This is a genomic window from Peristeroidobacter agariperforans (assembly GCF_004138335.1).
GTDB lineage: Bacteria > Pseudomonadota > Gammaproteobacteria > Steroidobacterales > Steroidobacteraceae > Steroidobacter > Steroidobacter agariperforans.
Genome location: NZ_RYFW01000001.1, coordinates 200,942 through 227,915, shown reverse-complemented (window position 1 = coordinate 227,915; position 26,974 = coordinate 200,942). Strand labels below are relative to the sequence as shown.

Annotated in this window: 23 protein-coding genes; 7 read left to right on the top strand and 16 right to left on the bottom strand. The window is 61.7% G+C overall.

Translation table 11 applies throughout. The features are described from left to right. Positions 1 to 11: 11 nt before the first annotated feature. The 6 genes from accC to cutA all read right to left on the bottom strand — a co-directional run bounded on the left by accC (position 12) and on the right by cutA (position 5,905). Positions 12 to 1,355: an acetyl-CoA carboxylase biotin carboxylase subunit gene (gene accC, locus EK373_RS01040; RefSeq protein ID WP_129640902.1), complete on the bottom strand. Its 1,344-nt coding sequence runs from the start codon at positions 1,353 to 1,355 to the stop codon at positions 12 to 14. Between the two features lie 24 nt (positions 1,356 to 1,379). Next, on the bottom strand, positions 1,380 to 1,841 hold the full coding sequence (gene accB, locus EK373_RS01035; RefSeq protein ID WP_129640901.1) for an acetyl-CoA carboxylase biotin carboxyl carrier protein: 462 nt from the start codon (positions 1,839 to 1,841) through the stop codon (positions 1,380 to 1,382). Positions 1,842 to 1,901: 60 nt separating this feature from the next. Next, positions 1,902 to 2,351, bottom strand: a complete 450-nt coding sequence (aroQ, locus tag EK373_RS01030; protein ID WP_129640900.1) for a type II 3-dehydroquinate dehydratase — start codon at positions 2,349 to 2,351, stop codon at positions 1,902 to 1,904. Positions 2,352 to 2,602: 251 nt separating this feature from the next. Beyond that, positions 2,603 to 3,268 (bottom strand): TlpA family protein disulfide reductase, encoded by a 666-nt coding sequence (locus EK373_RS01025; protein ID WP_129640899.1) that lies wholly within the window; start codon positions 3,266 to 3,268, stop codon positions 2,603 to 2,605. Positions 3,269 to 3,288: 20 nt separating this feature from the next. Beyond that, entirely contained in the window at positions 3,289 to 5,535 is a 2,247-nt protein-coding gene (dsbD, locus tag EK373_RS01020) for a protein-disulfide reductase DsbD (RefSeq protein ID WP_129640898.1), read from the bottom strand. Between the two features lie 31 nt (positions 5,536 to 5,566). Further along, complete coding sequence (gene cutA, locus EK373_RS01015) at positions 5,567 to 5,905, bottom strand: divalent-cation tolerance protein CutA (RefSeq protein ID WP_129640897.1); 339 nt, start codon at positions 5,903 to 5,905, stop codon at positions 5,567 to 5,569. A 292-nt stretch (positions 5,906 to 6,197) separates the two neighbouring features. Between cutA and groES the strand changes: the two genes are divergently transcribed. The 4 genes from groES to EK373_RS00995 all read left to right on the top strand — a co-directional run bounded on the left by groES (position 6,198) and on the right by EK373_RS00995 (position 9,696). After that, positions 6,198 to 6,488 carry a co-chaperone GroES gene (gene groES, locus EK373_RS01010; RefSeq protein ID WP_116808371.1) on the top strand — a complete coding sequence of 97 codons (291 nt, stop codon included), beginning with the start codon at positions 6,198 to 6,200 and terminating at the stop codon, positions 6,486 to 6,488. A 53-nt stretch (positions 6,489 to 6,541) separates the two neighbouring features. Further along, positions 6,542 to 8,185, top strand: a complete 1,644-nt coding sequence (groL, locus tag EK373_RS01005; RefSeq protein ID WP_129640896.1) for a chaperonin GroEL — start codon at positions 6,542 to 6,544, stop codon at positions 8,183 to 8,185. A gap of 100 nt (positions 8,186 to 8,285) precedes the next feature. Continuing rightward, the gene (locus EK373_RS01000) at positions 8,286 to 8,723 is read left to right on the top strand and encodes an NfeD family protein (protein WP_129640895.1); all 438 of its coding nucleotides are present in this window, start codon (positions 8,286 to 8,288) and stop codon (positions 8,721 to 8,723) included. Positions 8,724 to 8,775: 52 nt separating this feature from the next. After that, the gene (locus tag EK373_RS00995) at positions 8,776 to 9,696 is read left to right on the top strand and encodes an SPFH domain-containing protein (RefSeq protein ID WP_129643230.1); all 921 of its coding nucleotides are present in this window, start codon (positions 8,776 to 8,778) and stop codon (positions 9,694 to 9,696) included. Positions 9,697 to 9,733: 37 nt separating this feature from the next. Here the strand turns inward: EK373_RS00995 and EK373_RS00990 are convergent, their stop codons facing one another. The 3 genes from EK373_RS00990 to EK373_RS00980 are packed head-to-tail and all read right to left on the bottom strand — an operon-like array spanning position 9,734 to position 14,583. Then, on the bottom strand, positions 9,734 to 11,224 hold the full coding sequence (locus EK373_RS00990; RefSeq protein WP_129640894.1) for a VWA domain-containing protein: 1,491 nt from the start codon (positions 11,222 to 11,224) through the stop codon (positions 9,734 to 9,736). A gap of 15 nt (positions 11,225 to 11,239) precedes the next feature. Next, complete coding sequence (locus EK373_RS00985; RefSeq protein WP_129640893.1) at positions 11,240 to 12,181, bottom strand: AAA family ATPase; 942 nt, start codon at positions 12,179 to 12,181, stop codon at positions 11,240 to 11,242. Positions 12,182 to 12,183: 2 nt separating this feature from the next. Further along, on the bottom strand, positions 12,184 to 14,583 hold the full coding sequence (locus EK373_RS00980; protein WP_129640892.1) for a membrane-bound PQQ-dependent dehydrogenase, glucose/quinate/shikimate family: 2,400 nt from the start codon (positions 14,581 to 14,583) through the stop codon (positions 12,184 to 12,186). Positions 14,584 to 14,706: 123 nt separating this feature from the next. On the opposite strand from EK373_RS00980, the gene EK373_RS00975 reads away from it, so the two are divergent. Together EK373_RS00975 and EK373_RS00970 are read left to right on the top strand one after the other, a co-directional pair. Next, the gene (locus EK373_RS00975) at positions 14,707 to 15,462 is read left to right on the top strand and encodes an ATP-binding cassette domain-containing protein (RefSeq protein WP_129640891.1); all 756 of its coding nucleotides are present in this window, start codon (positions 14,707 to 14,709) and stop codon (positions 15,460 to 15,462) included. Then, the gene (locus EK373_RS00970; protein ID WP_198682997.1) at positions 15,455 to 16,933 is read left to right on the top strand and encodes an ABC transporter permease/substrate-binding protein; all 1,479 of its coding nucleotides are present in this window, start codon (positions 15,455 to 15,457) and stop codon (positions 16,931 to 16,933) included. Before EK373_RS00975 ends, EK373_RS00970 begins: the two co-directional genes overlap by 8 nt. Positions 16,934 to 16,937: 4 nt before the next feature. Here EK373_RS00970 and EK373_RS00965 read toward each other — a convergent pair whose 3' ends face one another. Next, positions 16,938 to 17,810: a DUF72 domain-containing protein gene (locus EK373_RS00965; RefSeq protein ID WP_129640890.1), complete on the bottom strand. Its 873-nt coding sequence runs from the start codon at positions 17,808 to 17,810 to the stop codon at positions 16,938 to 16,940. Between the two features lie 150 nt (positions 17,811 to 17,960). Here EK373_RS00965 and EK373_RS00960 point away from each other — a divergent pair, with 150 nt between their 5' ends. After that, complete coding sequence (locus tag EK373_RS00960) at positions 17,961 to 19,379, top strand: OmpP1/FadL family transporter (RefSeq protein WP_129640889.1); 1,419 nt, start codon at positions 17,961 to 17,963, stop codon at positions 19,377 to 19,379. On the opposite strand, the gene coaE is transcribed toward EK373_RS00960, so the two are convergent. The 6 genes from coaE to EK373_RS00930 all read right to left on the bottom strand — a co-directional run bounded on the left by coaE (position 19,367) and on the right by EK373_RS00930 (position 26,927). Continuing rightward, positions 19,367 to 20,011, bottom strand: a complete 645-nt coding sequence (gene coaE / locus EK373_RS00955; RefSeq protein ID WP_129640888.1) for a dephospho-CoA kinase — start codon at positions 20,009 to 20,011, stop codon at positions 19,367 to 19,369. The genes EK373_RS00960 and coaE overlap by 13 nt on opposite strands. A 64-nt stretch (positions 20,012 to 20,075) precedes the next feature. After that, the gene (locus EK373_RS00950; protein ID WP_129640887.1) at positions 20,076 to 20,996 is read right to left on the bottom strand and encodes a prepilin peptidase; all 921 of its coding nucleotides are present in this window, start codon (positions 20,994 to 20,996) and stop codon (positions 20,076 to 20,078) included. Positions 20,997 to 21,071: 75 nt separating this feature from the next. Further along, a complete protein-coding gene (locus EK373_RS00945) occupies positions 21,072 to 22,289 on the bottom strand; it encodes a type II secretion system F family protein (RefSeq protein WP_129640886.1) in 1,218 nt (405 codons plus the stop codon). A 41-nt stretch (positions 22,290 to 22,330) separates the two neighbouring features. Beyond that, the gene (gene pilB, locus EK373_RS00940) at positions 22,331 to 24,070 is read right to left on the bottom strand and encodes a type IV-A pilus assembly ATPase PilB (RefSeq protein ID WP_129640885.1); all 1,740 of its coding nucleotides are present in this window, start codon (positions 24,068 to 24,070) and stop codon (positions 22,331 to 22,333) included. Between the two features lie 270 nt (positions 24,071 to 24,340). Beyond that, a complete protein-coding gene (locus tag EK373_RS00935; RefSeq protein ID WP_129640884.1) occupies positions 24,341 to 24,865 on the bottom strand; it encodes a pilin in 525 nt (174 codons plus the stop codon). Positions 24,866 to 25,067: 202 nt separating this feature from the next. Next, on the bottom strand, positions 25,068 to 26,927 hold the full coding sequence (locus tag EK373_RS00930) for a hypothetical protein (RefSeq protein ID WP_129640883.1): 1,860 nt from the start codon (positions 26,925 to 26,927) through the stop codon (positions 25,068 to 25,070). Positions 26,928 to 26,974 lie beyond the last annotated feature (47 nt).

Genomic DNA, 26,974 nt, shown 5'->3' with positions numbered 1-26,974 from the left:
AACCGCTTCTCTCATTTGATGCCGAGTCGACGTTCCAGGTAGTGAATATCCAAACCGCCGGCCTTGAACGCGGCGTGATTGAAGATTTCCTGGTGCAGCGGGATGTTGGTCTTGATGCCTTCGATGACCATTTCCGACAGCGCGTTCTTCATGCGCGCGATCGCGGTGTCCCGATCCTCGCCATACGCGATGACTTTGCCGATCATCGAATCGTAGTACGGCGGCACGGTGTAACCGCTGTACAGATGGCTGTCGACTCGGATGCCCGGGCCGCCCGGCGCGTGGAACAACTTCACCGGACCCGGCGAAGGAATGAAGCCCTTCGGGTCTTCAGCGTTGATGCGGCACTCGATGGCGTGGCCGCGAATGCTGATGTCGTTCTGCGTCCACTGCAGGCGCTCGCCGGAGGCGATACGCAGCTGCGCTTTCACGATGTCGATGCCGGTGATCTGTTCGGTCACCGGATGCTCCACCTGCACGCGCGTGTTCATTTCGATGAAATAGAACTCGCCGTCCTGATACAGGAACTCCAGCGTGCCGGCGCCGCGATAACCGACTTCGCGACAGGCAGCGACGCAGCGATCGCCGATGGCCTTGCGCTGCTTCGGTGTGATACCGGGGGCGGGCGCTTCTTCGATGACTTTCTGATGGCGACGCTGCAGCGAGCAGTCGCGCTCGCCGAGATGAATCACGTTACCGTAATTGTCGGCGAGCACCTGGATCTCGATGTGACGCGGCTTTTCGAGGAACTTCTCCATGTAGACCTCGGCGTTGCCGAACGCGGCCAACGCTTCGGCCTGCGTCACATTGATCGCGTTGATCAACGTTGCATCGCTGTGCACGACGCGCATGCCGCGGCCACCGCCGCCGCCAGAGGCTTTGATGATGACGGGATAGCCGAGCTCGTTCGCGATCCGGAAGTTTTCATCCTGATCGGTGCCAAGCGGACCGCCCGAGCCCGGCACGCAGGGCACGCCCGCGGCCTTCATCACGCGGATGGCCGACACTTTGTCGCCCATCATGCGAATCACTTCGGGCTTGGGGCCGATGAAAATGAAACCGCTCTTTTCTACTCGCTCGGCGAAGTCCGCGTTCTCGGACAAGAAGCCGTAGCCGGGATGGATCGCGACCGAATCGGTCACTTCCGCGGCGCTGATGATCGCCGGCATGTTGAGATAGCTCTCTTTGGAGGACGGCGGGCCGATGCACACCGATTCGTCCGCGAGCAGCACGTGCTTTTGATTGAAGTCGGCTGTGGAGTGCACAGCGACGGTTTTGATGCCGAGCTCACGGCAAGCGCGCAAGATCCTCAGCGCGATCTCGCCGCGATTGGCGATGACTACTTTTTCCAGCATGTTTGTTGGTTACCGTGCCGCCGGTCACTCAATGATGAACAGCGGCTGGCCGAACTCGACCGGGTCGCCGTTCTTCACCAGCACGGCCGTGACGCGGCCGGACTTGTCGGACTCGATCTGATTCATCATCTTCATGGCTTCGATGATGCAGAGGGTGTCGCCGACGTTGACCTCGCTGCCGATATCGACGAACGCCTTCGCGCCCGGCGAGGCGGCGGAATAGAACGTGCCGACCATCGGCGCCGTCACCGTGTGATCGGCCTTGCTCGCGGCGGGAGCTGCGGCTACTGGAGCTGCGACCGCTGCTGGAGCAGCGGCCACGGGCGCCGCAACTGGCGGAGCTGCGTAGTGCACGATCGGCGCTGGGGCTCCGCCCTGCGGATAGCGGCTGATGCGCACCGACTCCTCGCCCTCACTGATCTCGATTTCGGCGATGCCGGATTCCTCGAGCAGCTCGATGAGTTTTTTGACCTTGCGAATATCCATACGGATCCTCTTGTTCTTTTCCTGCGAGAGCGCGGAAAGAGTGCGAAAAAAAACAGCTTGTTACTTACGGGGCAGGGTCAGGTAATTGGCCGCCGCGCGCAGCGCCAGCTCATACCCGAAGGCGCCCAGTCCCGTAATCGTGCCGATGGCGATGTCGGAGAAGTACGAGTGATGGCGGAAAGGCTCCCGCGCATACACGTTGCTCAGGTGCACTTCGATGAAAGGAATCTTCACGCCCAGCAATGCGTCGCGCAGCGCCACGCTGGTGTGCGTGAAGGCCGCGGGGTTGAAGATGATGCAGGCGACGTGCGAGGCCGGCGCCTCGTGAATGCGGCTGATCAGTTCAGCCTCGGCATTGCTCTGGAAGGCGGAGAGGTGGTGGCCGGATTCCGCCGCCAGCTGACTCACGCGGTTCACGATCTGCTCCAGGGTCACAGACCCATAGGTCCCGGGCTCGCGCGTGCCGAGCAGGTTGAGATTGGGGCCGTTGAGGAGCAGCAAATGAGCCATGCAGGAGTAAGCGCGCCAAATTCAATTTACCGAAGATGGCGGCGAGTTTAACCAGATTGGGTGCAATTTGGCGATGATCTGCGCCACGATTGCGCCAGAGTCGCCGCCGGATCGGGGCTTTTGGTGGGCAAATCCGCAACAGCGACCGGCTCGCGTCGGTGCGGCTCAGTACTCGAAAAAACACGTCGAAGTGCGTGCGCCCCGGAAAAACCGGGCACGCATCATATCCGATTCAGCGGTGTCGGCCAGCTTTACTCTTTAGCCGCTGGCAATTCCTGTAGTTGTTTGGCTGCAACGGCGCGTGCAGCCGCCGGCGTCAGTTCGCCTGCATTCACCCGGCGAACCGTCGCCAGCATCACTTCGGCCTGCTCCGGATGAATCTCGCCGAGGTGGAACAGCACCAGGCGATGCTGATTGTCCGTGAACACCGTGAACGGGAACCCCAACGAGCCGCGGCCGAACTTGGTGACTGCTTCGAGCCCGTCTTCCTCGCCGATCAGCAGGGGATAGTCGATGCCGATCTCCTTGGCGTACTTCAGCACGTCGTCGCGGAAGTCCACGGCGACACCGACGATCTGGAAGCCTTCCGCGCCGTGTTCAGCCTGAATCTTCTTCAGCAGCGGAATCTCGCGACGGCACGGGGCGCACCAGGTCGCCCAGAAATTCACGATCATCGACTTGCCGGTCCAGCTGCGGATGGACTGCGGCTGGCCTTCGAGATTGGCGAGCGTGAAGTCGGGCAGGGTTTCGGGGAGGTCGTCGTCGTCCGCCGCGTCGGCTTCAGCTTCGGCCGGCGGCGAGATCACCCGGGTCTCTATCGGCCCGGTCTGGATCCTGGGCTGGAGCGCAAATTGATAGATGCCAAAGCCCGCGGCCGCCGCCACGAGGGCGACCACGACGTAACCGATGGGTTTCATATCCGGTCTCGACTGGTTTCTCAGCTGCCGAAGGCGGCTTTCACATGATCGCGGAAGCGCTCGGCGGGCACGAATCCTACCAGCCGGAAGTCTTTACGTTCGACTCCATCGGCGCCGTAGAAAGCGATGGTCGGCGGACCGAAGATTTCGAAGCGGTTCATCAGCGCTTGATCCGCATCGTCGTTGGCGGTCACATCGGCCTGCAGCAGCACCGCATTTGCGAGCGCCGACTGCACCCCGGGATCGGGGAAAGTGAATTTCTCCATCTCTTTGCACGACACGCACCAGTCCGCGTAGAAGTCGAGCATCACCGGCTTGCCTGCGGCCATGGCGGCAGCGACGGCGTTCTCCAGGTCGTCGACGGTTTTGATGCGCTGGAAAGCAAGCGCATGTTCCTGCGTGCTCGCGCCACCGCCGCCAGCGGCGATCCGATCGAGCGGCTTCAGCGGATCCTTGCTGCCCGAGGCCGCGCCGATCAGCAACAGAATGCCGTAGACGAGCGCGATCAATCCCAGCGCTCGCAGCGGGGAGGCGGCCGGATTGCCGTCGCGGGCTTTGAGCGAGAACACCCAGAAGCCGGACAGCACCGCGAGCAGGGACCACAGGAGCATCACAGCGCTCGCGGGCAGCAGCGGCGAGGCGAGATAAACCGCCACGGCCAGGAACAGCACGCCGAACAGCGATTTCACCACGTCCATCCACGGCCCGGCCTTGGGCAACAACGATCCCGCCGAGGCGCCAACGATCAGCAGCGGCACACCCATACCCAGGCCGGTTGCGTACAAGGCGCCGGCGCCGCGCGCGATCTGGCCCGTCTGACTGATGACTGACAGCGCAGCGATGATTGCCGGAGCGACACAGGCGGTGACCACCAGCGCGGACAATGCGCCCATGATGAACGTGCCGACATAGGTGCCCGACTTCTGCTCATTGCTGACGTTGGTCAACCTGGTTTGCATCGAGCTCGGCAGCTGCAGCGTGAACACACCGAACATCGCCAGGGCCAGCACGACGAACAGCAATGTCATCAACGTAATGATCCACGGCTGCTGGAAGAACGCCTGCGGCGCTTGTTTGAATGCGAGCACGAACGCCGCACCGGCGGCCGCGTAAGTGAGCGCCATGCCTTGCACATAAGTAAATGCAAGCGAGAAGCCGCGAGCCGGCGTCACGGTGCCGCCCTGGCCCACGATGATGCCGGAGAGAATCGGGATCATCGGCAGCACGCACGGCGTGAAGGACAGCAAGATGCCGAGACCGAAGAACGTGGCGAGCACAGCAAACAAATTGCCGTCGCGGATCAGCGAGGCCAGTTTGTCCTGCTCGGCGACCGGCGCTCGTGCAGTCGCAGAAGAATCAGCGGTGCTCGACTGTGCATCGGCGGGCAGCGTCGTCGCTGTATCCGACGGCGGCAACTCCAAAGAAACATTCTTGACGATCGGGTTGTAACAAAGCCCGCCTTCGGCGCAGCCCTGATAGGTCACTTTCAGATCCAGCGTGCCGCCCGAACCGGCCGGGCGCGCAATCGGCAGCGAAGCTTCCAGGATTTCGTGATAGACCTCGGTGTTGCCGAAGTTCTCGTCGTATTTCATCTCGCCCTTGGGCAGCTGCAGCTGGCCCAGGGTCACGCCCGGCGTGTCGGTCGTGACCTGGAGGCGATCGCGATACATGTAATAGTCCTCGGCGATCACCCAGGTGAGCGCCACCGAGTCTGCTTTCTCCATGCCGGCGCCGAAGCGAAATGCTTCATCGGGTGGCAGGAAATCATCCTGCTTTTGTGTTGCACTCGACTTGGATTTAAACAGCGAGCTGAAGCCGCCGCCGCCGCTGCTCTCGCTCGCAGCCGCGGGCAGATCGACCTCGGTCTTCCAGCGCTGCGGCGGATAACACAGGCCGGCGTCGGCGCAACCCTGGAGCTTCAATTCGAGCGCCAGCTTCTTGGGGCGCTCGCCGCTGTGAACCGTGAACGCGACCGGCACTTCGACATTGCCGCGATAGATTTCCTGCGTGCCGAAGTAATCGTCGGTGTGGTCCTCGCCCTTCGGCCACTGTGGCTCGGCCAGCTGCACGGTCGCCATGGTCGAGGCCACGCCCATCTTCTTCTTGTAGAGGTAGTAGCCCTTCGCGACCTTCCAGTGGACCACGATGCGATCGCCATCCACATCGATCGTGTAGCGATAGGCGTCCTGGGGCGCCAGGAAGTCATCCGCCGCCAGTGCGGGTTGGGCGAGCGCGAGCCAGGCCAGCGCCGCCGCCAGCCAGCTCATCAGTCCCGATCGATGCCTGTCGATGTTCAAGTTATTCGCCTTCGGAAGTTTCGCTCACGCCGGTTCGGACCCATTGCAGATAGCGTTCGTTCCCGCCGAGGACCGGCAAGACCACGAGCTCCGGCAATTCATAAGGGTGCAGGGCCTGCAGCCGGGCTTCCAGTCCCGCCAGGCGCGCTGCCGTAGTCTTAATGATTAACAGAATCTCAGCGTCGTCCTGGAGACGCCCGTCCCAGAAGTATGTCGAGGCGACGCCGCCGACCCGATTCACGCAGGTTGCCAGCCGCTCGCTCACGAAAGCCTCGGCCAGACGCTTGGCCGTGGCCTCGTCCGGGCAGCTCGAGAGAGCAACAATCACTTGGTCGGTCATGGGGTTACACTCGCTTGGCGCGGCGCGCAGCATAGCCAATCGGCAGCCTGGAAGGCAGTGCTTATGCAACTACATGGGGGTCAACGCGAGCGCCAAATTCGACTTGAAATATCCCCTTCGCTCCCTATTATTAGCACCCGCATGGGGTGAGTGCTAACGCGATCTTGCGATCGACCTGGCCCGCACCCAAGCCACGATTCGAACACGCCGGCTTCGCGCCGGCCGTTTTTAACCTGACTCGTCAATCCAATCGCAAACTAGCTTTGCCGAGGTTTGAGCTATGGCCGACAAACTGAAGATTCGTCCCCTGCACGATCGCGTGATCATCAAGCGCCTGGAAGAGGAGCGCACCTCCCCCGGCGGCATCGTGATTCCGGACTCGGCGACCGAGAAGCCGATCAAGGGCAAGGTCGTTGCGGTCGGCAAGGGCAAGATCCTGGAGAACGGCGAAGTGCGCGCGCTGGACGTGAAGGTTGGCGACAACATTCTGTTCGGCAAGTACAGCGGCACCGAAGTGAAGGTCGACGGCGAAGAGCTCCTCGTGATGCGCGAGGAAGACGTCATGGCCGTGATCGAAAAGTAATCGATCGCCAGCCCCCGTCCCTTACCGAAAGAAATTCTAGAGGTTGAACTCACATGGCAGCTAAAGAAGTACGTTTCAGCGATGACGCCCGCGCGCGCATGCTCAAGGGTGTGAACATCCTGGCGAACGCGGTCAAAGCCACGCTCGGCCCCAAGGGCCGCAACGCGGTGCTCGAAAAGAGCTTCGGCGCCCCCACCGTCACCAAGGACGGCGTGTCGGTCGCGAAGGAAATCGAGCTGAAGGACAAGTTCGAGAACATGGGCGCGCAGATGGTGAAGGAAGTTGCTTCCAACACCTCTGACGAGGCTGGCGACGGCACCACCACCGCCACCGTGCTCGCCCAGGCGATCGTGCGCGAAGGCCTGAAGGCCGTTGCCGCCGGCGCCAACCCGATGGACCTCAAGCGCGGCATCGACGCCGGCGTCGCCGCTGCTGTCGAAGAGCTGAAGAAGCTCTCCAAGCCCTGCAAAGATCAGAAGGCCATCGCGCAGGTCGGCACGATCTCCGCGAACTCCGACGAGTCGATCGGCAAGACCATTGCCGACGCGATGGAGAAGGTCGGTAAGGAAGGCGTGATCACTGTCGAAGAAGGCTCGGGCCTGCAGAACGAGCTGGATGTCGTCGAAGGCATGCAGTTCGACCGCGGCTACCTGTCGCCGTACTTCATCAACAACCAGCAGAACCAGACCGCCGAGCTCGACAACCCGTACATCCTGCTGTACGAAAAGAAGATCTCCAACGTCCGCGAAATGCTGCCGCTGCTGGAAGGCATCGCGAAGGCCGGCCGTCCGCTGCTGATCGTCGCCGAAGACGTCGAAGGCGAAGCGCTGGCGACTCTGGTCGTGAACACCATCCGCGGCATCGTCAAGGTTGCTGCTGTGAAGGCCCCGGGCTTCGGCGACCGCCGTAAAGCCATGCTCCAGGACATCGCCGTGCTGACCGGTGGCACCGTGATCTCCGACGAAGTCGGTCTGTCGCTCGAGAAGGCGACGCTGAACGACCTCGGCGAAGCGAAGAAGATCGTGGTGGAGAAGGAAAACAGCACCATCATCGACGGCAAGGGCAAGAACAGCGACATCAAGGCTCGCGTCGAGCAGATCCGTCGTCAGATCGAAGAAGCCACTTCGGACTACGACAAGGAGAAGCTGCAGGAGCGCGTTGCCAAGCTGTCGGGCGGCGTGGCCGTGATCAAGGTCGGTGCTGCCACCGAGATCGAAATGAAGGAAAAGAAGGCTCGCGTCGAAGACGCGCTGCACGCGACCCGCGCCGCCGTTGAAGAAGGCGTGGTTCCGGGCGGCGGCGTGGCGCTGATCCGTGCGCAGAAGGCTGTCGAGAAGCTGGAAGGCAAGAACGAAGATCAGGCCTTCGGCATCCGCATCCTGGCGCGCTCGATCGAAGAGCCGCTGCGTCAGATCGTCACCAACGCCGGCGAAGACGCCGCTGTGGTGCTGGCGAAGGTGAAGGAAGGCAAGGGCACGTTCGGCTATAACGCCGCCTCCGGCGATTACGGCGACATGCTCGACCTGGGCATCCTGGATCCGACCAAGGTGACGCGTCTGGCCCTGCAGAACGCCGCTTCGGTGGCCGGCCTGCTGCTGACGACCGAAGTGATGATCGCCGAAGCCCCGAAGGAAGAGGCTGATCACGCTCACGGCGCCCCGGGCGGCATGGGTGGCATGGGCGGTATGGATATGTAATCGACCCCGAGTCGGTTTCATTCAGGGAAAGCCCCGCTTCGGCGGGGCTTTTCTTTTGTGCGCTGGTAATATCTGCACGAGCTGCACAGGAGGGAGCGTCATGGCTTGGTGGGCCTGGATGATCGTTGCCGCGATCTCGCTCGCGATCGAAATGTTCGTCTTCGATGCGCAGTTCTACCTGGTGTTCTTCGGCATCTCCGCCGCCCTTGTCGGTTTGCTCGGCCTTGCTGGCGTGGACATGCCAGATTGGGCGCAGGTGCTCGCGCTCTCGGTTTTCGCGGTCACCTCGATGGTGACTTTTCGCAAGCGCGCCTATGAATTGGTCCGCAGCCGCACGGGCCACGTCGAAGAGCGCCTGACCGTCGGTGATCGCGTCACCGTCCCGGTCCGGCTCGAGCCGTCGCAAACCTGCCGTGTCGATTACCGCGGCACTTCCTGGACAGCGCGCAACGTCGATGAAACGCCGATCGAAGCCGGTCGCGAGGCCGTGATTGCGAATGTCGACGGTCTGACGCTGCTGGTGCGCGCGACCGCCTGACGCGTCTTCCTTCGAATATTCACAAAAGCTGGAGGTTTTCGTGAGCACAACCATGTATGTGGTGCTGGCCGTCCTGGTGCTGGTGTTCATCATTCTGATGAAGACCGCGATCGTCGTGCCCCAGCAGAGCGCGTTCGTCGTCGAAACGCTCGGCCGCTACAGCCGCACCCTGCAGGCGGGCTTCCACATCCTGGTGCCGTTCGTCGAGCGCATCGCCTATAAACATACGCTCAAGGAGGAAGCGCTCGATATTCCCGAGCAGGTCTGTATCACCAAGGACAACGTGCAGGTCGGCGTCGATGGCGTGTTGTATCTGCAGGTGCTGGATGCGCGCGATGCCTCGTACGGCATCACCAACTATCGTTTCGCCATCATCCAGCTGGCGCAGACCACCCTGCGCAGCGAGATCGGCAAGATCGACCTGGATCGCACCTTCGAAGCGCGCGCCACGATCAACGCGAATGTGGTCAGCGAGCTGGACCACGCCTCGAACGCCTGGGGCGTGAAGGTCCTGCGCTACGAGATCAAGAACATCAATCCGCCGAAAGATGTGCTGCACGCGATGGAAAAGCAGATGCGCGCAGAGCGAGAGAAGCGCGCCGTCGTGCTCGCCTCGGAAGGCGAGCGCGATGCCAAGATCAACCAGGCCGAGGGCGACAAGCAGCGGGTGATCAAACAGTCCGAGGCGAACAAGCAGCAGCAGATCAACGAAGCCCAGGGTCAGGCGCAAGCCATCATGGCGATCGCCACCGCCACTGCCGAAGGCTTGAAGCGTGTCGGCGAGGCACTCGCGAGCCCCGGCGGTATGGAAGCCATGCAGCTGCGTGTCGCCGAAGAGTATGTGAAGCAGTTCGGCAAGCTCGCGGACGAGGCATCGAGCACGCTGATCGTGCCGGCGACGCTCAGCGATATTCCTTCGATGATCGCCATGGCCACCAGCGTGGTGAAGCAGCAGAACAAGGCGGCTGGCTGAACGGCAGCACGGCCGCGCTCGACCAATAGAGCGCGGCCTATCGCGCTGACTGCAGCAGCCGACTCACGACCCTCTCGAGCTGAGTCAGCGTTCCGCACTCATCGACCTGGTGGCAATACGGCGAGTAGTGCCTCATCTCCGAATCACCCGTGTTCCACATCGGGCGTGGCTCGGGGTTCAGCCAGATCACGCGACGGGCGCGATCGTAAACTTCCTTGAGCACGTCACTGCGGGTGTCGCCATAGTTGTTCCGTGCATCGCCGAGAATGATGACCGTGGTGCGCTTGTCGATGTCGCCGAGGCAGAGTTTCCGGAAATCGGCGAGCGCCTGGCCGTAGTCGGTTGAGCCGTTGCCGTATTGACGCAAAGCCAAGGCAATCGCGTCGTCGATGTCGTTGCGGGCGAACAGATCGGAGACTTCGCCCAGGTCGGATGAGAAGGCGAACGAGCGGACCTTCGGCAGCACTTCCTCCAGGCTGTATAGAAACATCAGCATGAAGCGCGCGTAGTTTGCGACCGAGCCGCTCACGTCGCAGATCGCGAAGACCTTGGGCTTGTCGGTCTTCACCGATTTCCATTGCAGATCGAAAATGGCGTCGTCGTACTTCATGTTCCGGCGCAGCGTGCGGGGAACGTGCAGCTGACCGCGACGAAACACTTTGCGTCGGCGCGAGTAAGCAGCGACGAGCTTGCGAGCCATTCGCTGGACCAGATCTTGAAGCAGGCGATGGTGGCGCTGCTCCAGGGTCGAGAGTCGAAGGTCGCGCAGCAGGCTTTCGCGGAGCCGCCTTCCCGTGACATCGGCGTGTAACAAGAATTGATGCTCGACATAGTCACGCACACGCTCGCGCAACCAATCGCGTCGCCGGCCAAGATCCTGCGCGAGGCGACGATCCGGAATGGCATCGCTAGCGGTCAGCGTGAATATTTCCTGTTGCAGATCGCCGTGCCCCATCGCTTCGAGCATGCGGCGCGTGTACACGCCTTTCTGGGTGAATAATTCGATCTCGTGAACGTTCACTTGCTGGCCAGCGGCGCTGATGGCCATGTTGATCTCGATCGTGTTCGCCCGGGTAAGGAGCTGGCCGAGCGCGGATTGAGCTGCCGATATATCGCCGTTGCCGAGTGACTCTGTGCTGCTCGCATCTTCGCGAACGATCTGTGTGGCAGCGTTCGTGCGTTCGCCTTGTCCCGTCCGTTTGCCCTGTGAATCGCCGCTGCCCGCATCTGCGTTGCCTGGCTGTGCGCCATCTGCATCGGCGGCGCTGTCGTCTTCGCTGCTCAGCGTGTCCGACGTGGGCAGAGGCGAGCGCTCACGAAAAGAGAAGAACTGATCGAAGCAAGTGTCGAATGCTGCTTTCTCGTCCGGTGTCTTGGGCAACACCAGCCCGAGGCTATCCTTCAACAATTGCCGATCGCGATAACCCACCAACTGCACGGTGCTGAACGCGTCGAGCGTCTCTGCCGTGGAGATACGCACATCGGCATTACGCAGCGCGCGGATGAAGTTGGTGAGCAGTTGGTCCATGACGGCGCAGCCTCGTCAGGAACGGACTGCCTTGTCGGTCAGGCCGCGCAGCTCGGGCTGCACGCTCTCGATATCTTCCTGATACTTCAAGATTACATTCATCGTATTGCGCACCAGCTCCGAGTCGAGCCGATCTGCGTGCAGCAGGAGCAGGGTGCGCGCCCAGTCGATGGTCTCGCTGATCGACGGCACTTTCTTCAGGTCCAGCTCACGCAGATCGTGAATGAATCGAACCAGTTGCTCGCGCAGCTGGGGAGCAACCTCCGGGACGCGGGCGTTGACGATGCGTTGTTCGAGCGCGATGTCCGGAAATGGGATGTACAAATGCAGGCAGCGGCGTTTGAGCGCGTCGGAGATCTCGCGCGTGTTGTTGCTGGTCAGGAACACGAGCGGCGGTGTGTGCCGCGCCTTCACCGTGCCGATCTCCGGGATCGACACCTGATAGTCCGACAGGATCTCCAGCAGCAGCGATTCGAACTCGTGATCGGACTTGTCCACCTCGTCGATGAGCAGCACGCAGCCGCGTTCCTCTCGCAGCGCCTTCAGCAACGGCCGCGCTTCCAGGAACTCTTCCGAGAAAAAGATATCGCCGAACTCATGCAATCGCTTCACGGACTCCGCGAAGCCCTTCGCGCCCTGCAGAACTTCATCGAGGGTCTGCTTGAGCACCTGCGTATAGAGCAATTGCTTGCCGTACTTCCATTCGTACAGCGCCTTCGCTTCATCCAGCCCTTCGTAGCACTGCAGGCGGATCAGCGGCAGCTCGAACATCTCGGCCGTGGTCTTCGCAAGCTCCGTCTTGCCGACGCCGGGCGGGCCTTCGATCAGGACGGGCTTGCGCAAGTGATAGGCGAGGTACACCGCGGTCGCGATCTGATCGGAACAGATGTAGCGATGCGCCTCGAGGTGCTGTTTCAAGGAGGAAACGGACGCCGCAATGCTTGGAATATCAGCCATGGTTAGCGAGTGTCCGCTTCGGGCAGCGCATATGCAATCAGCCACCCGCCGGCATGGGCCCTTGGAGCCGACTTGTCGGCGCCTTGCTGTGCTTCGGGCTCTGCGACGTGACTATCCTCGGGAGAGTCCGTTGCGGGCACGGCGATGACGACGTACTGCTTGTGGGTCCGCGGCGACACGTAGCTCATCGGTGTTGCCTGAGCATTGTTAGGCAACACGTCGCTCCAAAGTATCTTGCCCGTGCGCAGATCGAGCGCGCGGAAGCGGCGATCCATCGTGCCACCCATGAACACCAGCCCGCCTTTGGACACGACGGTGCCGCCCGAATACGGCACACCCATGGGAATCGACAGCCTGAATTTCAGTCCAAGCGGCCCCAGTTCGTTCGCTGAGCCTAGCGGCCTGCGCCAGATCACCGAGCGAGTGCGCAGATCGACGGCGGCGATCTCACCGTAGGGTGGCTGCTGGCACGGGGCAAACAGCGGTGACAGAAACGGTGCGGTGTACGCGGCGTAGGGCGTGCCGAGCTGGCGCCCACCACCGAAGCCCAGCATCGTCTCTTTGTTGACGGCGGCGCGAGGAAATAATTTCACGTGATTCGCAAACTGCAACGCGTTCACGATCATTACATTGCTCGATTCATCGATCGCGACGCTGCCCCAATTCATGCCGCCGGCAAAACCGGGAAACTGAATGCTGCCGCCCAAGGACGGCGGCGTGAGCGGTCCTTCGTAGCGCAGTCGTCGAAACTGGATGCGGCAAAGCATCTGATCGATGGGCGTGATGCCCCACATCTGCGCTTCGGTGAGTGGCTCGCGATTGAAGCCGGGCATGCCGACGGAGAACGGCTGCGTCTTCGCCGTCCATTCATCCGGCACGTCGGTTTGCGGAACGGGTCGTTCCTCGACATCGGCGAGCGGCTGGCCGGTCTCGCGATCGAGAAGAAACAACTCGCCGCGCTTCGTGGGCGCGACCAGCGCCCGCACTTTCTCCGTCTGTCCCGCGGGCACGAAGTCAACGAGCACGGGCTGCGATGGGACGTCGTAGTCCCAGATATCGTGATGCGTTGTCTGGAAGGACCAGCGCAACGTGCCGGTCTTCGCATCGAGTGCGACGACCGAACTGGCGAAGCGCTCAGATTCCGGCGAGCGATGGCCGCCATAGTAATCGGGCGTAGCATTGCCGGTCGGTATGTAAACCAATCCCAACTCATCATCGGCGCTGAACACGCTCCACGCGTTCGGCGTGCCGCGGGTGAATGTTTCGCCGGGTTTCAGCTCGGTCACGGGTTCCGTGCGCCCGATATCCCAAGCCCACAGCATGCCCCCGCTGATCGGATCGAAGCCGCGGATCACGCCGGACGGTTCCTGCACTTCGACATTGTCTGCAACCCAACCCCCGAGCACCGCGACGCCGCTCGCCATGGTGGGCGGCGAGGTCACATAGTAGAAGCCGGGTTTTACCTCGCCCATGCCCGTCAGCAAGCTGACTTGGCCGTTCGTGCCGAAGTCCGTGCAACGTTGTCCGGTTGCTGCGTCGACTGCGATAAGTCGTGCGTCGGTCGTCGCTGTAAGAATGCGTTCAGTGCACGCGGGCAAGCTGTCTGGCGACCGGTGGTAAGTCACGCCGCGACAAGTCGTTGTGAAGCCGACTTTCGAATCGTTGAGCTTGGGATCGAAGCGCCACCGTTCGGCGCCAGTGGCCGAGTCCAGTGCAGTGATGATGTTGCCCGCAAGACAGACGTACAGCGTGTCGCCGACTTGCAGAGGCGTCGCTTTGAATGCACCGCCGACAGCTGTGCGATAGGTCCAGGCCACGGCCAGTTTGGAAACGTTGCTCGGATCGATCTGGTCGAACGCGGCATAGCGGCGCCCGGCAGCCGAGCCGCCCCAGTGTTGCCAATCGCTCGGGGGCGCGCCCGATGTTTCACTCATGCTGGGAAATGGCTGAGTTGGGTACGGAGTGCGCAAGGCGACGCCGACGCCAACGGCAACCAACGAAGCAATCGAAGCCCAGGTGATCCAAGAACTGCGTAGCGGTCGTGGCTCACGGTCGAGCAGTGCGCGGCGAGTTCGGGGGCGCAAAAGAAACAATCCGAGCACCAGGAATGGCAGTACGCGTGGCGCCAGGGCCCAGCCGTCGAAGCCGGCTTCGGCGACGGCCCAGATGACCGTGCCGAGAGTCAACACTCCATATAGGTACGCGCCCCAGGCTTTCGCCCGCCACAACCCGACCGCGCTGGCGACGAGCGCCGCGCCGGCGGTCAGGTAGTAGCAGGAGCCGCCGAGCATCACCAATCGCCCGCCGCCGAGCAGGAGCACGACACCGATAACGAACAGCACAGCAGAGAAAATGCGAGGCGCCCGCGGCCGGACTCTGTCCTTGGAAACGTCGTTGTTCATTGGCTCGCCCAGGTTCCATCCCATCGCATGTATAGCCGATGCGCCCGCCACATGCATCTTCGTGCGGTCGGTTTGTACTGCTGGGTGGGAGGGATGCGAGGATTGCTTTAAGCTTGCACGCTCATGAGCTGCGCCATCGCCTTCGAGCACGTAACACATCGCTATCTGCACGCGGTCGCGGTGGATGACGTCTCGCTGCGGGTCGAACCGGGTGAGACGGTAGCGCTGATCGGGCCGAGCGGCTGTGGCAAGTCGACGCTGCTGAAGCTCGCGGCCGGGTTGGTCTGGCCGCAGCAGGGCACGGTGTTCGTCACCGACCGTGCGCTGGCGCCGGACAATCTGCTCGAGATTCGGCATCGCATCGGTTACGTGATCCAGTCCGGTGGCTTGTTCCCGCACATGAGCGCCGTGGACAACGTGACGTTGGCTGCGCGCTTTCTGAAGCGCGACCGGCAGTGGATTGCGGAGCGAGTCGCCGAGCTGGCCGAGCTCGTGCAGCTGCCGCGCGATGCACTGGATCGCTTCCCCAATAACCTGTCCGGCGGTCAGCGTCAGCGCGTGAGCCTGATGCGCGCATTGATGCTCGATCCCGCGGTCCTGCTGCTCGACGAGCCGCTGGGTGCGCTCGATCCCATGGTGCGGCATGGCTTGCAGGAGGATCTGCGCCGTTTGTTTCAGCGCTTGCGAAAGTCAGTGCTGCTGGTGACGCATGACATGGCGGAAGCAGCGTTCTTCTCGCAAAACATCGTGTTGATGCGTGAGGGGAAGGTCGTGCAGCGAGGCAGCTATCGAGATCTCATCGATGCGCCCGCCGAGCAGTTCGTCAGCGATTTCGTGAAGGCCCAGCGGGGGCTACATGCAGAGGCGCTCGATGCCTGAGTCGCATTGCCGCCTGTTACACCTGGTGTTGACCGTTGCGATGCTGAGCTTCAGCTCGGTGGCATCCGCGGCAACGACCATTATCGGCTCCAAGGCATTTACTGAATCGGTGATCCTCGGTGAGCTTGCTACGCAGCTGACCGAGGAGGCCGGGTTCGACGCCGAGCATCGTCGTCAGCTCGGTGGCACGCGAGTGCTGTGGAGCGCGCTGATCCGTGGCGATATCCAGTGCTATCCCGAATATACGGGGACATTGCGCACCGAAATTTTCTCGAGCGAGAACATTCGCAACGATGCCGAGCTGCGCCAGGCATTGGCGCGGGAAAAGATCTGGACCTCAACTTCATTGGGCTTCAACAATACCTACGTGCTCGGCATGCGGCGCGATCGTGCGGCTGAGCTGGGCATCGCTCGTATGTCGCAGCTTGCCGATCATCCGACGTTGCGCTTCGGCTTCAGTAACGAGTTCATGGAGCGGGCCGATGGTTGGCCGGGCATCCGCGCGCACTATCGGCTGCCGCAACAGGACGTGCGAGGTCTATCGCATGATCTTGCCTATCGTGGACTCGAATCCCGATCGCTCGATCTCACCGATCTGTATTCCACGGATGCGGAGATCGTCCACTACGACCTGACGACGCTCGTGGACGACGCCGGTTTTTTCCCTGTCTATGACGCCATCATCCTTTGTCGCGACGACGTCCCCGGGCCGATTCGAGAGTCGTTGAATCGCCTCGGCGGGCGAATCGATGAAATGACCATGACGAAGATGAATGCGCGCGCTGCGCTGGATCGTGAGCCGGAAGCGCAGATCGCGGCAAGCTTCCTTCGCGATCGGATGAACGTGAGTGCCGAAGCGAAGGTGCAATCGAGAACCGCCCGCATCTGGCAGCGGACGCGCGAGCATCTGGCGATGGTCGGCATCTCGCTCGGGTTGGCGGTGCTCGTCGCGGTGCCGCTCGGTATCGTTGCGTTCTATCGTCGCGGCGTCGGGCGAGTCGTGTTTGCGATTGCCGATATTCTGCAAACCCTGCCGGCGCTGGCCTTGTTGGTGTTTCTGATCCCGTGGCTCGGCATCGGATATGCGCCGGCCATCGTCGCGCTGTTTCTGTATAGCGTGCTGCCGATACTTCGAAACACGCACACCGGCTTGGCTGATATTCCGCGCGATCTACGGGAATCGGCTGAAGCGCTAGGGCTGCCACGAATTGCAAGGCTACGCTATGTCGAGCTGCCGCTTGCGGCGCGGTCGATGCTTGCTGGTGTTAGAACGGCCGCGGTGATCAATGTGGGCACGGCGACCCTGGGAGCGTTGATCGGTGCAGGCGGCTATGGTCAGCCCATTCTGACCGGCATCCGACTCGACGACACCAACTTGATTCTTGAAGGCGCGGTGCCCGCGGCGCTGCTTGCGCTGCTCGTGCAATGGGTGTTCGGTTGGCTCGAGCATCGCTGGGTCGCAGCGAAATGAATGCTTACTGACGCAGCTTCCGGATCAGCGTCTGTGCATCCACAGGCGCACGCAACTTCACATCGGTATTGTCGAAGTAACAATACACGTCGCGCGGCTTGGAGCTCGGTGGCTTCAGCTTGGTGACTTTCTGAGTGCTGCGCAGTTCGCTGCCGCGGTGCCAGGCGTCGATGCGCTTGGCCCATTTCTCCAGCGCCCGGTCGCTGTAGCCGCTTTGGTAGAGCGTCTTGTCTCCGTGCAGACGCATGTACACGAAATCGGCTGTTATGTCGTGCATCATCGGAAAGCGTTGTGCCGTTTCCGCGATCACCAGCCCGATGTTGTGCTCACGGAGCAGTTCGATGAACGAAGCATCGCAGAAGCTTTCGTGGCGGATTTCCATCGCATGCCGCAGCGGCCGGCGCACGTCGATGGCCAGCTTCGCTCGTCCCAGCATACGGGCGTCACGCCGGCGCGCGAGTTTCAAGGCCGCGTCCGTATCGCGCGGCAACAGCTCGAAGAACTTTGTGATCTTTTCGCGGTCATATCGAAAGTTGGGCGGAAACTGCCAGAGGATCGGACCGAACTTGCGACGCAGGTTGAAGACGCCGGAGGCGAAGAAATTCGCCAGCGGCGTTTCCACGTCGCGAAGTTTTTTCATATGAGTGATGAAGCGGGGGCCTTTGACCGCGAACACGAAATCGGCCGGTGTCTGGTCGTGCCAGGTCTGGTAGCTGGCCGGATATTGCAGGGAATAGAAGGAGCCGTTGATTTCGATGGTGGGCAACACGCGCGAGGCGTAGTGCAGCTCCAGTCGCTGCGGCAGATCCTTTGGATAAAACACCCCGCGCCAGGGTGTATAGCGCCATCCGGAAATGCCAATACGTATGCGGGCCATGTCCTGCAACGGTCCAAACCGGTGTGCGGTGCCTTGGTCACATTCTCGCTTTTCGCGATTTCTCCCTCGCTAGAGCGCGCGGAACTCTGCCTATGAGCGCGCGTTCATTTCTCTTGCATTCGTCTCCCGTAAACAGTGTTGGTTGACACCATGAACGAACAAATCAGGTCTGCGGTGAATTGCGCGATGCCGCGCCGCCGGTACGTATTGCCTGTCGGCATGCTGCTATGTTGTGCATCGTCCAGCGTGTTTGCGTCCGGCTTCGCATTGCTCGAACAGAGCGCAAGCCGGCTCGGTACTGCATTCGCCGGCACCGCTGCCAGCGCCGACGACGCCACCACGATTTTTTACAACCCCGCCGGCATGGCGAGGCTGACCGATACGCAATTGCTCGTCGTGGCGAGCGGCGTGCTCATCAATTCCGAATTCAACAACGACAGCTCCCTGCCAGCGCTCGGGCAACCGCTGGGCGGCGAGGGCGGCGATGCTGGCGATTGGAACGCCGTGCCCGCTGCATATTTCGCGTTGCCCATCAACGATCAGTTCGCCTTCGGCTTTGGCGTCAACGCGCCGTTCGGTCTGAAGCTCGAATATGAGAACGGCTGGATGGGGCGCTTCCAGGCGCTCAATAACGAGATCCAGACTTATAACTTCAATCCGTCGCTCTCGTGGCGAGTGAACAAGCAGCTGAGCTTCGGCATCGGTGCGGACTATCAGCGCATTCAGGCTGAGCTCACCAACGCGGTGAACTACACCGCCGTCGTCGCGCAGGGCTTGCAAACATTGGTGGCTGCAGGCCAGGTGCCGGCCGTTGCCGTGCCGACCATCCTGGCAGCCAACGGGAATCTCGAGGGACACACTGCCGTGCGTGGCGATGACAGCGCTTGGGGATGGAACGCCGGTGTGTTGTTCGAGTTCTCCGACGACACGCGCATTGGCTTGTCGTATCGCTCGACGATCGATTACACGCTCGAAGGGTCGGCTCGCTTCACGGCTCCGACATCGACGAATGCGATCGGTAACGGCATCATCGCGGCTGCTTCTGCGCCAGGCGCAACGCTCGCGACCGGTCCGGCAAGTGTGGATCTGAAGCTGCCCGACATTGCCACGGCTTCGTTCTATCACCGCATGGGCCGGGTCGAGTTGATGGCCGATATCGCCTGGACCGGTTGGAGCAGCATTCAAGAGCTGCGCATCGTGCGCGACACCGGCACAGTGTTGTCAGTGACGCCGGAGCATTGGGAAGACACCTGGCGGTATGCGCTTGGCGCGACGTATCAACTCAACGATCAATGGAAGCTGCGCGGCGGTCTCGCTTTCGACGAGACGAATGTTCCGGACAGCACGCGTACCGCGCGCCTGCCCGATTCGGAGCGCACTTGGGTGGCCATCGGCGCTCAATGGAATCCCGGCGACGCATGGGTCGTCGATGTGGGCTATGCGCATCTGTTCGCTGACGATGTGCCCTTGAACCAGAATGACGGCAACGCCTTGGCGCGCGGCTTCTTGATTGGCGAGCAGACCTCGGCCGTCGATATTATCAGCGCGCAGCTGGCTTATAAGTTCTGAGCGTTGATGCGCTCGGACAGCACGGTGTAATTGCGGTGCAGGGTCTGCACGAATTTGTGCAGATCCTGCAGCGTGCCGGTGTTGACGATCACGTCATCGGCGGCATCCAGACGGTCCTCGCGTGAAGCTTGCGCTGCGAGAATCTGCCGAGCTTGTTCCTCGCTCGATCCGTCGCGCGCCAGCAATCGTTTCAGCTGTGCTTCTTCGCTGGTGTCGACCAGCAACACGCGATCGTATAACTCGGCGCGTCCGCTCTCGATGAGCAACGGAATGACGTGAATTTGATAGGGACCTTGCGCACGTTGAGCGCGTGCCGCCAATTCTTCTCGAATCGCCGGATGCGTGATCGCTTCGAGCCGTTTGCGTTGAGCAGGATCGGCGAACACACGCGTGCGCATGCGGCTGCGATCGAGACGCCCGTTCGCATCGAGAATCTCGCTGCCGAATTCCGCAACGAGCTTGGCCAGAGTAGGAGTGCCAGGCTCCACCACGTCGCGCGCGATTTGATCGGTATCGAGGACCGGTGCGCCGAGCTGCGCGAAGATTTCCGCGACGGCGCTCTTGCCGCTGGCGATGCCGCCAGTCAGCGCTATCAATAGCGGCCGGAAATTCTTGTGGGCATTCGGATTCATCTCGGCCAGTGTAGGAGGCCGGCGCGGGGCGGGCAATGCGCCCGTTCGGGAGTTGTGAGCTGAATCAGCTGGCGCGATACCAGTACACGGCCATCAGCCGATCGCCCCACATCAATACGATCCAGCCAGCGGCGGCGAGGAAGGGGCCGAACGGAATGGCAAGCTTCCTGTTGCGGCCCTGGGCGATCATCAGCGCGATGCCGACCGCTGCGCCCGTGAATGCGGACATCAGGATGATCAGCAGCAGTTTCTGCCAGCCAAACCACGCGCCGAACGCGGCGAACAGCTTGAAGTCGCCGTAGCCCATGCCGTCCTGCTTGGCGATCGCCTTGTAGGCTTTGTTGACCGCCCACAAGCTCACGTAGCCGACGGCCGCGCCAAGGATGGCGGAGTGCGCATCCACGGGCAGACCGAACTGCGGCAGCGTCGGTGCGACGCTCAGCAACAGGCCGATCCACAGCAACGGTAGCGTGATGTCATCGAGCAGCAGCATGCGGTCGAGGTCGATGACGGTCAGTGCCACCAAAGCCCAGGTGAGGATCAGGGCTGCTGCGCAGTACCAGGTGACGCCGAACTTCCAGGCCACCGCAGCCGACAGCACGCCGGTGACGAATTCGACCACCGGATAGCGAATGGGGATCCTGGTCCTGCAATTGGCGCACGCGCCGCGCAGGAACAGATAACTGACGATCGGAATGTTCTGCAGCGCCGTGATCTGCGCGCCGCATTTCGGACAGGCCGAGCGAGGGACGAGGAGGTTATACGGCTGAGGCTTCTCGGTCGCGTCGCGGGGCGGATCGTAGAGGTCCGGGCCGAGCGTATCCCGCGCCATCTCGTGCCATTCCCGCTCCTTCATGATGGGCAGGCGGTGGATAACCACGTTCAGAAAGCTGCCCACCAGCAGGCCGAGCACCAGCATCGTTACGATCCACGCCGTCGGCGAGGAGCTCAGCAGGTACAGCAGGAATCCCAGCAGGTCTTGCATGATCGCTAAAAAAACGCCGCGCCACTCCTCAAAGGAGGGCGCGGCGTTCGTTTGTTATGAAGTTGCGGGCGGAGCTTACACCACCGCGCCGAGCTTGAAGATCGGCAGATACATCGCGATCACCAGGCCGCCGACCAGCACGCCGAGGATGGCCATGATGAGCGGCTCGAGCAAGCTGCTCATTGCATCCACGGCCGCATCCACGTCGGCTTCATAGAAGTCCGCCACCTTGCCGGCCATGGCGTCCAGCGAGCCGGATTCCTCGCCGACCGCGATCATCTGGATGACCATGTTGGGGAACAGCCCGGTCGATTCCATCGAGCGTTGCAGGCGCTGACCGGTCGACACCTCGTCGCGAATCTTCAGCGTGCCTTCCTCGTACACGATGTTGCCAGTCGCGCCGGCGACGGAGGTCAGCGCCTCGACCAGCGGCACGCCGGCGGCGAACATGGTCGCGAGCGTGCGGGAATAACGTGCGATTGCGGCCTTTTCCATGATCGGTCCGATCACCGGCGCCTTGAGCATCATGCGATCGAGGGCGCGACGCATCGGGCGAGAGCGCTTCTTGAAGTAGAAGAACGCATAGCCTGCGCCGCCGGCGACCAGGGCCAGGAACACACCCTTGGACTGCACGAACTTCGACATGTTGATGACCATCTGCGTGAACGCAGGCAGATCGGCGCCGAAGCCCTGGAACAGCGACTCGAACTGCGGGATCACGAAGATCAGCAGGATGATGGTGACGATGACGGCGACTGCCAGCACGGCGGCGGGATAGAACAGCGCCTTCTTGATTTTCTTCTTCAGTGCTTCGGTCTTTTCCTTGTAGGTCGCGATCTTGTCGAGCAGCGTCTCGAGCGCACCGGCCTGCTCGCCGGCTTCCACCAGGTTCACGAACAAATCGTCGAAGTACAGCGGATGCTTGCCCAGCGCTTCGTGCAGCGAGGTGCCCGACTCGATGTCGGCCTTGATGGCCAGCACCAGCTTCTGCATCGACGGCTTTTCGTGGCCGTTACCGATGATGTCGAAACATTGCACCATCGGAATACCAGCTTGCAGCATGGTGGCGAGCTGACGTGCGAACAGCGCGATATCGGCGGCATCCACTTTCTTGCCGCTCTTGAACAGCTGCACTTCCTTGCGCACGCTCTTCGCGAGGACGCCCTGGCGGCGCAGGTCGGCTTTGACCGCTGCTTCGGATGCGGCGAGCATCTTTCCCTTGATGCGCTTGCCTTTTTTATCCGTGCCTTCCCAAACGTATGGGAACTGCTGGCTGGATGCTACTTGGGCCATGGTCTAGGTCCTTGCTCGATGACTATGCAAGTAAGGCGCGGTCACTCGACCGTGCACTGATTGACTTCTTCCAGGCTGGTGATGCCGGCCTTCACTTTGGCGAGACCCGACTTGCGTAGGTCCCAGATGCCTTCCTTCGCAGACTGCGCAGCGATATCCACCGCATTGCCGTCCTGCAGGATGATGCGCTGGATTTCTTCGGACACCGGCATGACTTGATACAAACCGGTACGGCCCTTGTAGCCGTCGGTGCACGAGCTGCAGCCGACCGGTTTGTAGATCTGGATGCCTTCGTCGATTTCTTCCTGCGTGAAGCCTTCCTTGAGCAGGGCTTCGGCCGGCATCTCCAGCGGCACTTTGCAGTTGTTGCACAACCGGCGCGCGAGACGCTGCGCGATGATCAGCGACACCGAGGTTGCGATCGCGTAAGGCTTCACGCCCATGTCGATCAGACGGGTCAACGTCTTCGGCGCGTCGTTGGTGTGCAAGGTGGACAGAACCAGGTGGCCGGTCTGGGCGGCCTTGATCGCTATTTCGGCGGTCTCCAGGTCTCGGATTTCGCCGACCATGATCACGTCCGGGTCCTGACGCAGGAAGGCGCGCAGCGCCGATGCAAACGTCAAACCGACCTTGGGATTGACGTTGACCTGGTTGACGCCAGGCAAGTTGATTTCCGCCGGATCCTCGGCGGTGGAAATGTTCGTGTCCTCTTTGTTGAGGATGTTCAAGCCGGTGTATAGCGACACGGTTTTGCCGCTACCGGTGGGGCCGGTGACCAGAATCATGCCGTGCGGCTGCGCCAGCGTCTTCAAATACAGATCTCGCTGAGCCTCTTCATAGCCGAGCGCGTCGATGCCGAGCATGGCGCTGGAAGGATCGAGAATACGCGCGACGATCTTTTCGCCGAACAGCGTGGGACAGGTGCTCACGCGGAAGTCGATGGCGCGATTCTTCGAGATGCGCATCTTGATGCGGCCGTCCTGCGGGACGCGACGTTCCGCGATGTCCAGACGCGACATGACCTTGATGCGAGCCGCGAGCTTCACGGCCAATTGCACCGGCGGGCTGGCGATCTCTTTCAGGAAGCCGTCGAGACGCAAACGAATGCGATATGACTTTTCGTACGGCTCGAAGTGGATATCGGAGGCGCCGCGCTTGATCGCATCGAGCAGCACTTTGTTGACGAAGCGCACGATGGGCGCGTCTTCAACGTCGTCGCGGCCGGCGGCCGTTGGAGCTTCGTCCTCGTCGCCGCCGGAGACATCGAGGTTTTCCAGGTCCAGATCGTCATCCGCCAACGCCGGCATCTGCGTATCGACCTGCTCCATGGTCTTGTTGGCGATCTTCTGCAGCTTGTCCTCTTCGACGACCACCGCTTCGATGGACAGCCCGGTCTGGAACTTGATCTCGTCCAGCGCGTGCAGGTTGGTGGGATCGGAGACCGCGACGAACAGGCGCTTGCCGCGCTTCATCAGCGGCAACACGCGATGCTTGGCGAGCAGCTTGTCGGAAACCAGTTTGACGGCGTCGAGGTCGAGCTGAACCGCGTCGAGATCCAACAGCGGCGCGCCGAACTCCTGCGAGGCCGCGATCGCGATCTCCTTGGCGTCGGCGATGCCCTGAGAGACGAGGTGGGACACCAGGTTGGTATCCGACTCCTTCAGGTTCTCCAGCGTCTGGGTCATGGTGGCTTCATCCACCAGGCCATCCTGAATGAGCCGCTGCGGCAGTCCCTGAAGGACTACCCGTCGTGGAATGGAAGGTGCGACGTTCTCTGCCATGCGGCGGGCCAACCCAAAGTGAAACTCTGACTAGTCTGGCGGTAAAGGTCTCGAGCGATCAATCGCGATTTTGCAGCAGGCCGCGGCGATTATTCCCTGAATTGAGCGGGCATCGTTCAGCGTCCACGGTCGGCCCACGTCCGGCGATACTGCGATATTCTGTACAGTCGATCGCGCAGTGAACGCGATCTCGATCACAGTCCCGGCGTGCGCCCCAAAAGAAGAAGGGGGCCGTGAGGCCCCCTTCCAGTCGATTTACATCGATTCGGCTTAGTTGCCAGCGCGGCAGGCGCTCGGCACGTACTTGCCGTTCTGCAGGTCCGCCAGGTTGCCCGCTGCATACGTCGGGGTGGTGCCACGGCCCTGACCCATCGTGTTGGTCACGCCGCTCGGCAGGCCGGCATTGCCACAACGCCACACCACAGACTGGTCCTGAGTTTCGTACGGGGTGATGCTCAGGATCGTGCCGTTGATGACGCGGTTCACGTTGTTGCCGTAGGTGATGTCGATGCGGCCGGCGGCCACTTCGACCGAAGTCACATACTTGCCCTTCGTGTCGGTCGCAGTTGCCGACATGCCGGCCACCGTGCGGTTGTCCGGAGCAACGCCGCGCTGAGAGAACGACTCGGCCACGGCAGCCTTGGCGGCAGCGGCGAGCGACAGGCCCTCAGAGACCTGCGAACGGATCGTGTAGTCCTGGTAGGCGGGAATGGCGATGGCCGCCAGAATGCCGATGATCGCGACCACGATCATCAATTCGATCAGGGTGAAACCCTTTTGGATCTGCTTCAACATTGTCAACGTCTCCCTCGGGATGAAAATTCGAACTCTCGCGGCATCGAGTGCCTGCGGGCGAAGAATTAGCAAGCAGCATGCCAACTTTTCTGACTTCGATAAGTCACTGAAACGACCTGAATTTTGCCGGAGCGTCCAGCTCTTGCTCGGCGCCGGTTCAGGCGACGGATGAGCGCTTCATGCCAGTAAGTGACAAAGGACGTCACTCTCCGACGTCGTTCGCCGACGAAACTGCCGGCGGCTGTTTCGCGTGGACTTTGTACAACGTGGCATAAGGTACGTTGTACAGGCCGGGCAAGCGCACTTGCCCCACCAGCTCCAGCCCGTCGGGCACCGGGCTGTGCTGCGCCGCCGGGCTGTGCTCCTCATACATCAGCTTCGCCAGGTAAGGCGTCGGGCCAATGAATGAGAATGTGAGCTGCCCGTCAGCTTGCTCCATGATGTCCCCAGGACGGATGAGCACATACTTCACCCACGGCGCCTCTTTCATCAGCTGCTCCGGCGTCAGCGTGAACAGGTGCTGCATCTGGTCGATCTTGTCGAAATGCTGCTTGGTGAGCAGGAAGTTGTTGGCGACGACCGAGCAGTCCGAGTAGAAGCGGATGTAGTGCCCGATGTTGCTGTCTGCCAGGATGACGCCGGGGTCCTCCGCACAGGCCTTGGCGATGGTGGCGAGCATGGGGCGCGTCTCGCGAAATGAGAGGTCATTCGCCACCGACATTGGCGCGACGAGTTGATGGCGCAATGGCGGGTAATAAAGCAGCACTAGCGCCAGTGCCGTGAGCAGCACCGTTTTCTTGAAGTGTTGGGGCGCTCTGTCACAGAACTCCTGCAGAACGATCAGCCAGGGCAGCAACAGCGCAAATCCGCCGAAGTAGTGCATCCGCATTTGCGACACGAGCAGCGCCAGCCCCATCAAGGAGGTGACCCAGAACAACAACCGCGGACTGCTGCGCTCCCGAAATCCTTTGTATGCGCACAACAGCATGGTCAGCGGAACCAGGAAGATGAGGCTGGAATAGTAGTCCGCGATGTAGGCCATCCCGTTGCGCAGCCCGGCGCGCAGCGGCGGTTCCATCTCGGTGATGAGTTTCAACGGCGTCGGCGTGCCGGTGATGAATTCCTGCGCGATCGGCAGCTCCGTCACGATCGGGATCAGCAGCGCTACGCTGATGAGCGCGAACATCAGGATGCCGTTACGGGTGGCCTGCAATCGACTCAGCAAGGTCACGGTCACCGCCGAGCACGCCGCGATGTAAAGGTGAAACCAGGACAGCGTGTAGAACTCGAAGCGGCCGAGCCGAGCTGGCTCGGAAGGCAGCACTATCGCCAGCGTCGAGAGCAGCAGAGTCAGCGCGAAAGTCAGGCCGCTGCGCGCCGGCACGGTCCGGTTTTGCAGCCACAGTACGAATAGCGTGGCCAGCAGCGGCAACTGGATGATGAACAATCCATTCTGTACCGCTGGCGCCAGGCCCAGAACGACGGCAGCCAACGCCGCGCGCAGCTGACTCTCAGGCTTGCGCAGCCAGGCGAGCCCGGCCGCCAGAGCGGCCAGAATGAAGCTGAGCTCGGCGAAGTGATGATCGAACTCACCGACTCCGTGCAGTAGCTGATTGGTCGGCGCCACTGCCATCGCCAGCCCGGCGAGCACAGTGAACGCTGGCGAGAGCGGCAATTGACGAGTGATCGCGAACAACAGTCCGATATTGATTGCGAACGCCAGGACCGGGATCCAGACCAGGATCGCCATCGGATCGTCGCTCAGCCCGAGCGCCATGGCGCCGCGCGTAATGTGCGCCAACGCGTAATCGAATCCCCAGGGCCAGGTGAGCAGGCTGCCTTCGGGCGCGTGGATATGGGCATCGAACTCATAAAACGAGCTCGGATCGCGCACCGTGTCCAGGATGCGGCGTGCGTGATAGAACGCGTCGTTGCCGACCGGCACGTACTCGCCGTTCAAGGTGGCCGCCGGATACGTCAGGCAGGACGCCGCCATTGCCACCGCGCTGACCAGCAGCCAGGTGGCGATCAGAGTCCAAGGAAGTTTGCGTGGCGTGTGCATGGTCCGAACTGTGTAGTGGTTCTCGCGGCCGTGCGCCGATGATGGGA

Bases quoted from the DNA above. Each gene is read 5' to 3' on its own strand.
- accC (WP_129640902.1), bottom strand. From the start codon at position 1,355: ATGCTGGAAAAAGTAGTCATCGCCAATCGCGGCGAGATCGCGCTGAGG.
- accB (WP_129640901.1), bottom strand. From the start codon at position 1,841: ATGGATATTCGCAAGGTCAAAAAACTCATCGAGCTGCTCGAGGAATCC.
- aroQ (WP_129640900.1), bottom strand. From the start codon at position 2,351: ATGGCTCATTTGCTGCTCCTCAACGGCCCCAATCTCAACCTGCTCGGC.
- EK373_RS01025 (WP_129640899.1), bottom strand. From the start codon at position 3,268: ATGAAACCCATCGGTTACGTCGTGGTCGCCCTCGTGGCGGCGGCCGCG.
- dsbD (WP_129640898.1), bottom strand. From the start codon at position 5,535: ATGAGCTGGCTGGCGGCGGCGCTGGCCTGGCTCGCGCTCGCCCAACCC.
- cutA (WP_129640897.1), bottom strand. From the start codon at position 5,905: ATGACCGACCAAGTGATTGTTGCTCTCTCGAGCTGCCCGGACGAGGCC.
- groL (WP_129640896.1), top strand. From the start codon at position 6,542: ATGGCAGCTAAAGAAGTACGTTTCAGCGATGACGCCCGCGCGCGCATG.
- EK373_RS01000 (WP_129640895.1), top strand. From the start codon at position 8,286: ATGGCTTGGTGGGCCTGGATGATCGTTGCCGCGATCTCGCTCGCGATC.
- EK373_RS00995 (WP_129643230.1), top strand. From the start codon at position 8,776: ATGTATGTGGTGCTGGCCGTCCTGGTGCTGGTGTTCATCATTCTGATG.
- EK373_RS00990 (WP_129640894.1), bottom strand. From the start codon at position 11,224: ATGGACCAACTGCTCACCAACTTCATCCGCGCGCTGCGTAATGCCGAT.
- EK373_RS00985 (WP_129640893.1), bottom strand. From the start codon at position 12,181: ATGGCTGATATTCCAAGCATTGCGGCGTCCGTTTCCTCCTTGAAACAG.
- EK373_RS00980 (WP_129640892.1), bottom strand. From the start codon at position 14,583: ATGAACAACGACGTTTCCAAGGACAGAGTCCGGCCGCGGGCGCCTCGC.
- EK373_RS00975 (WP_129640891.1), top strand. From the start codon at position 14,707: ATGAGCTGCGCCATCGCCTTCGAGCACGTAACACATCGCTATCTGCAC.
- EK373_RS00970 (WP_198682997.1), top strand. From the start codon at position 15,455: ATGCCTGAGTCGCATTGCCGCCTGTTACACCTGGTGTTGACCGTTGCG.
- EK373_RS00965 (WP_129640890.1), bottom strand. From the start codon at position 17,810: ATGGCCCGCATACGTATTGGCATTTCCGGATGGCGCTATACACCCTGG.
- EK373_RS00960 (WP_129640889.1), top strand. From the start codon at position 17,961: ATGAACGAACAAATCAGGTCTGCGGTGAATTGCGCGATGCCGCGCCGC.
- coaE (WP_129640888.1), bottom strand. From the start codon at position 20,011: ATGAATCCGAATGCCCACAAGAATTTCCGGCCGCTATTGATAGCGCTG.
- EK373_RS00950 (WP_129640887.1), bottom strand. From the start codon at position 20,996: ATGCAAGACCTGCTGGGATTCCTGCTGTACCTGCTGAGCTCCTCGCCG.
- EK373_RS00945 (WP_129640886.1), bottom strand. From the start codon at position 22,289: ATGGCCCAAGTAGCATCCAGCCAGCAGTTCCCATACGTTTGGGAAGGC.
- pilB (WP_129640885.1), bottom strand. From the start codon at position 24,070: ATGGCAGAGAACGTCGCACCTTCCATTCCACGACGGGTAGTCCTTCAG.
- EK373_RS00935 (WP_129640884.1), bottom strand. From the start codon at position 24,865: ATGTTGAAGCAGATCCAAAAGGGTTTCACCCTGATCGAATTGATGATC.
- EK373_RS00930 (WP_129640883.1), bottom strand. From the start codon at position 26,927: ATGCACACGCCACGCAAACTTCCTTGGACTCTGATCGCCACCTGGCTG.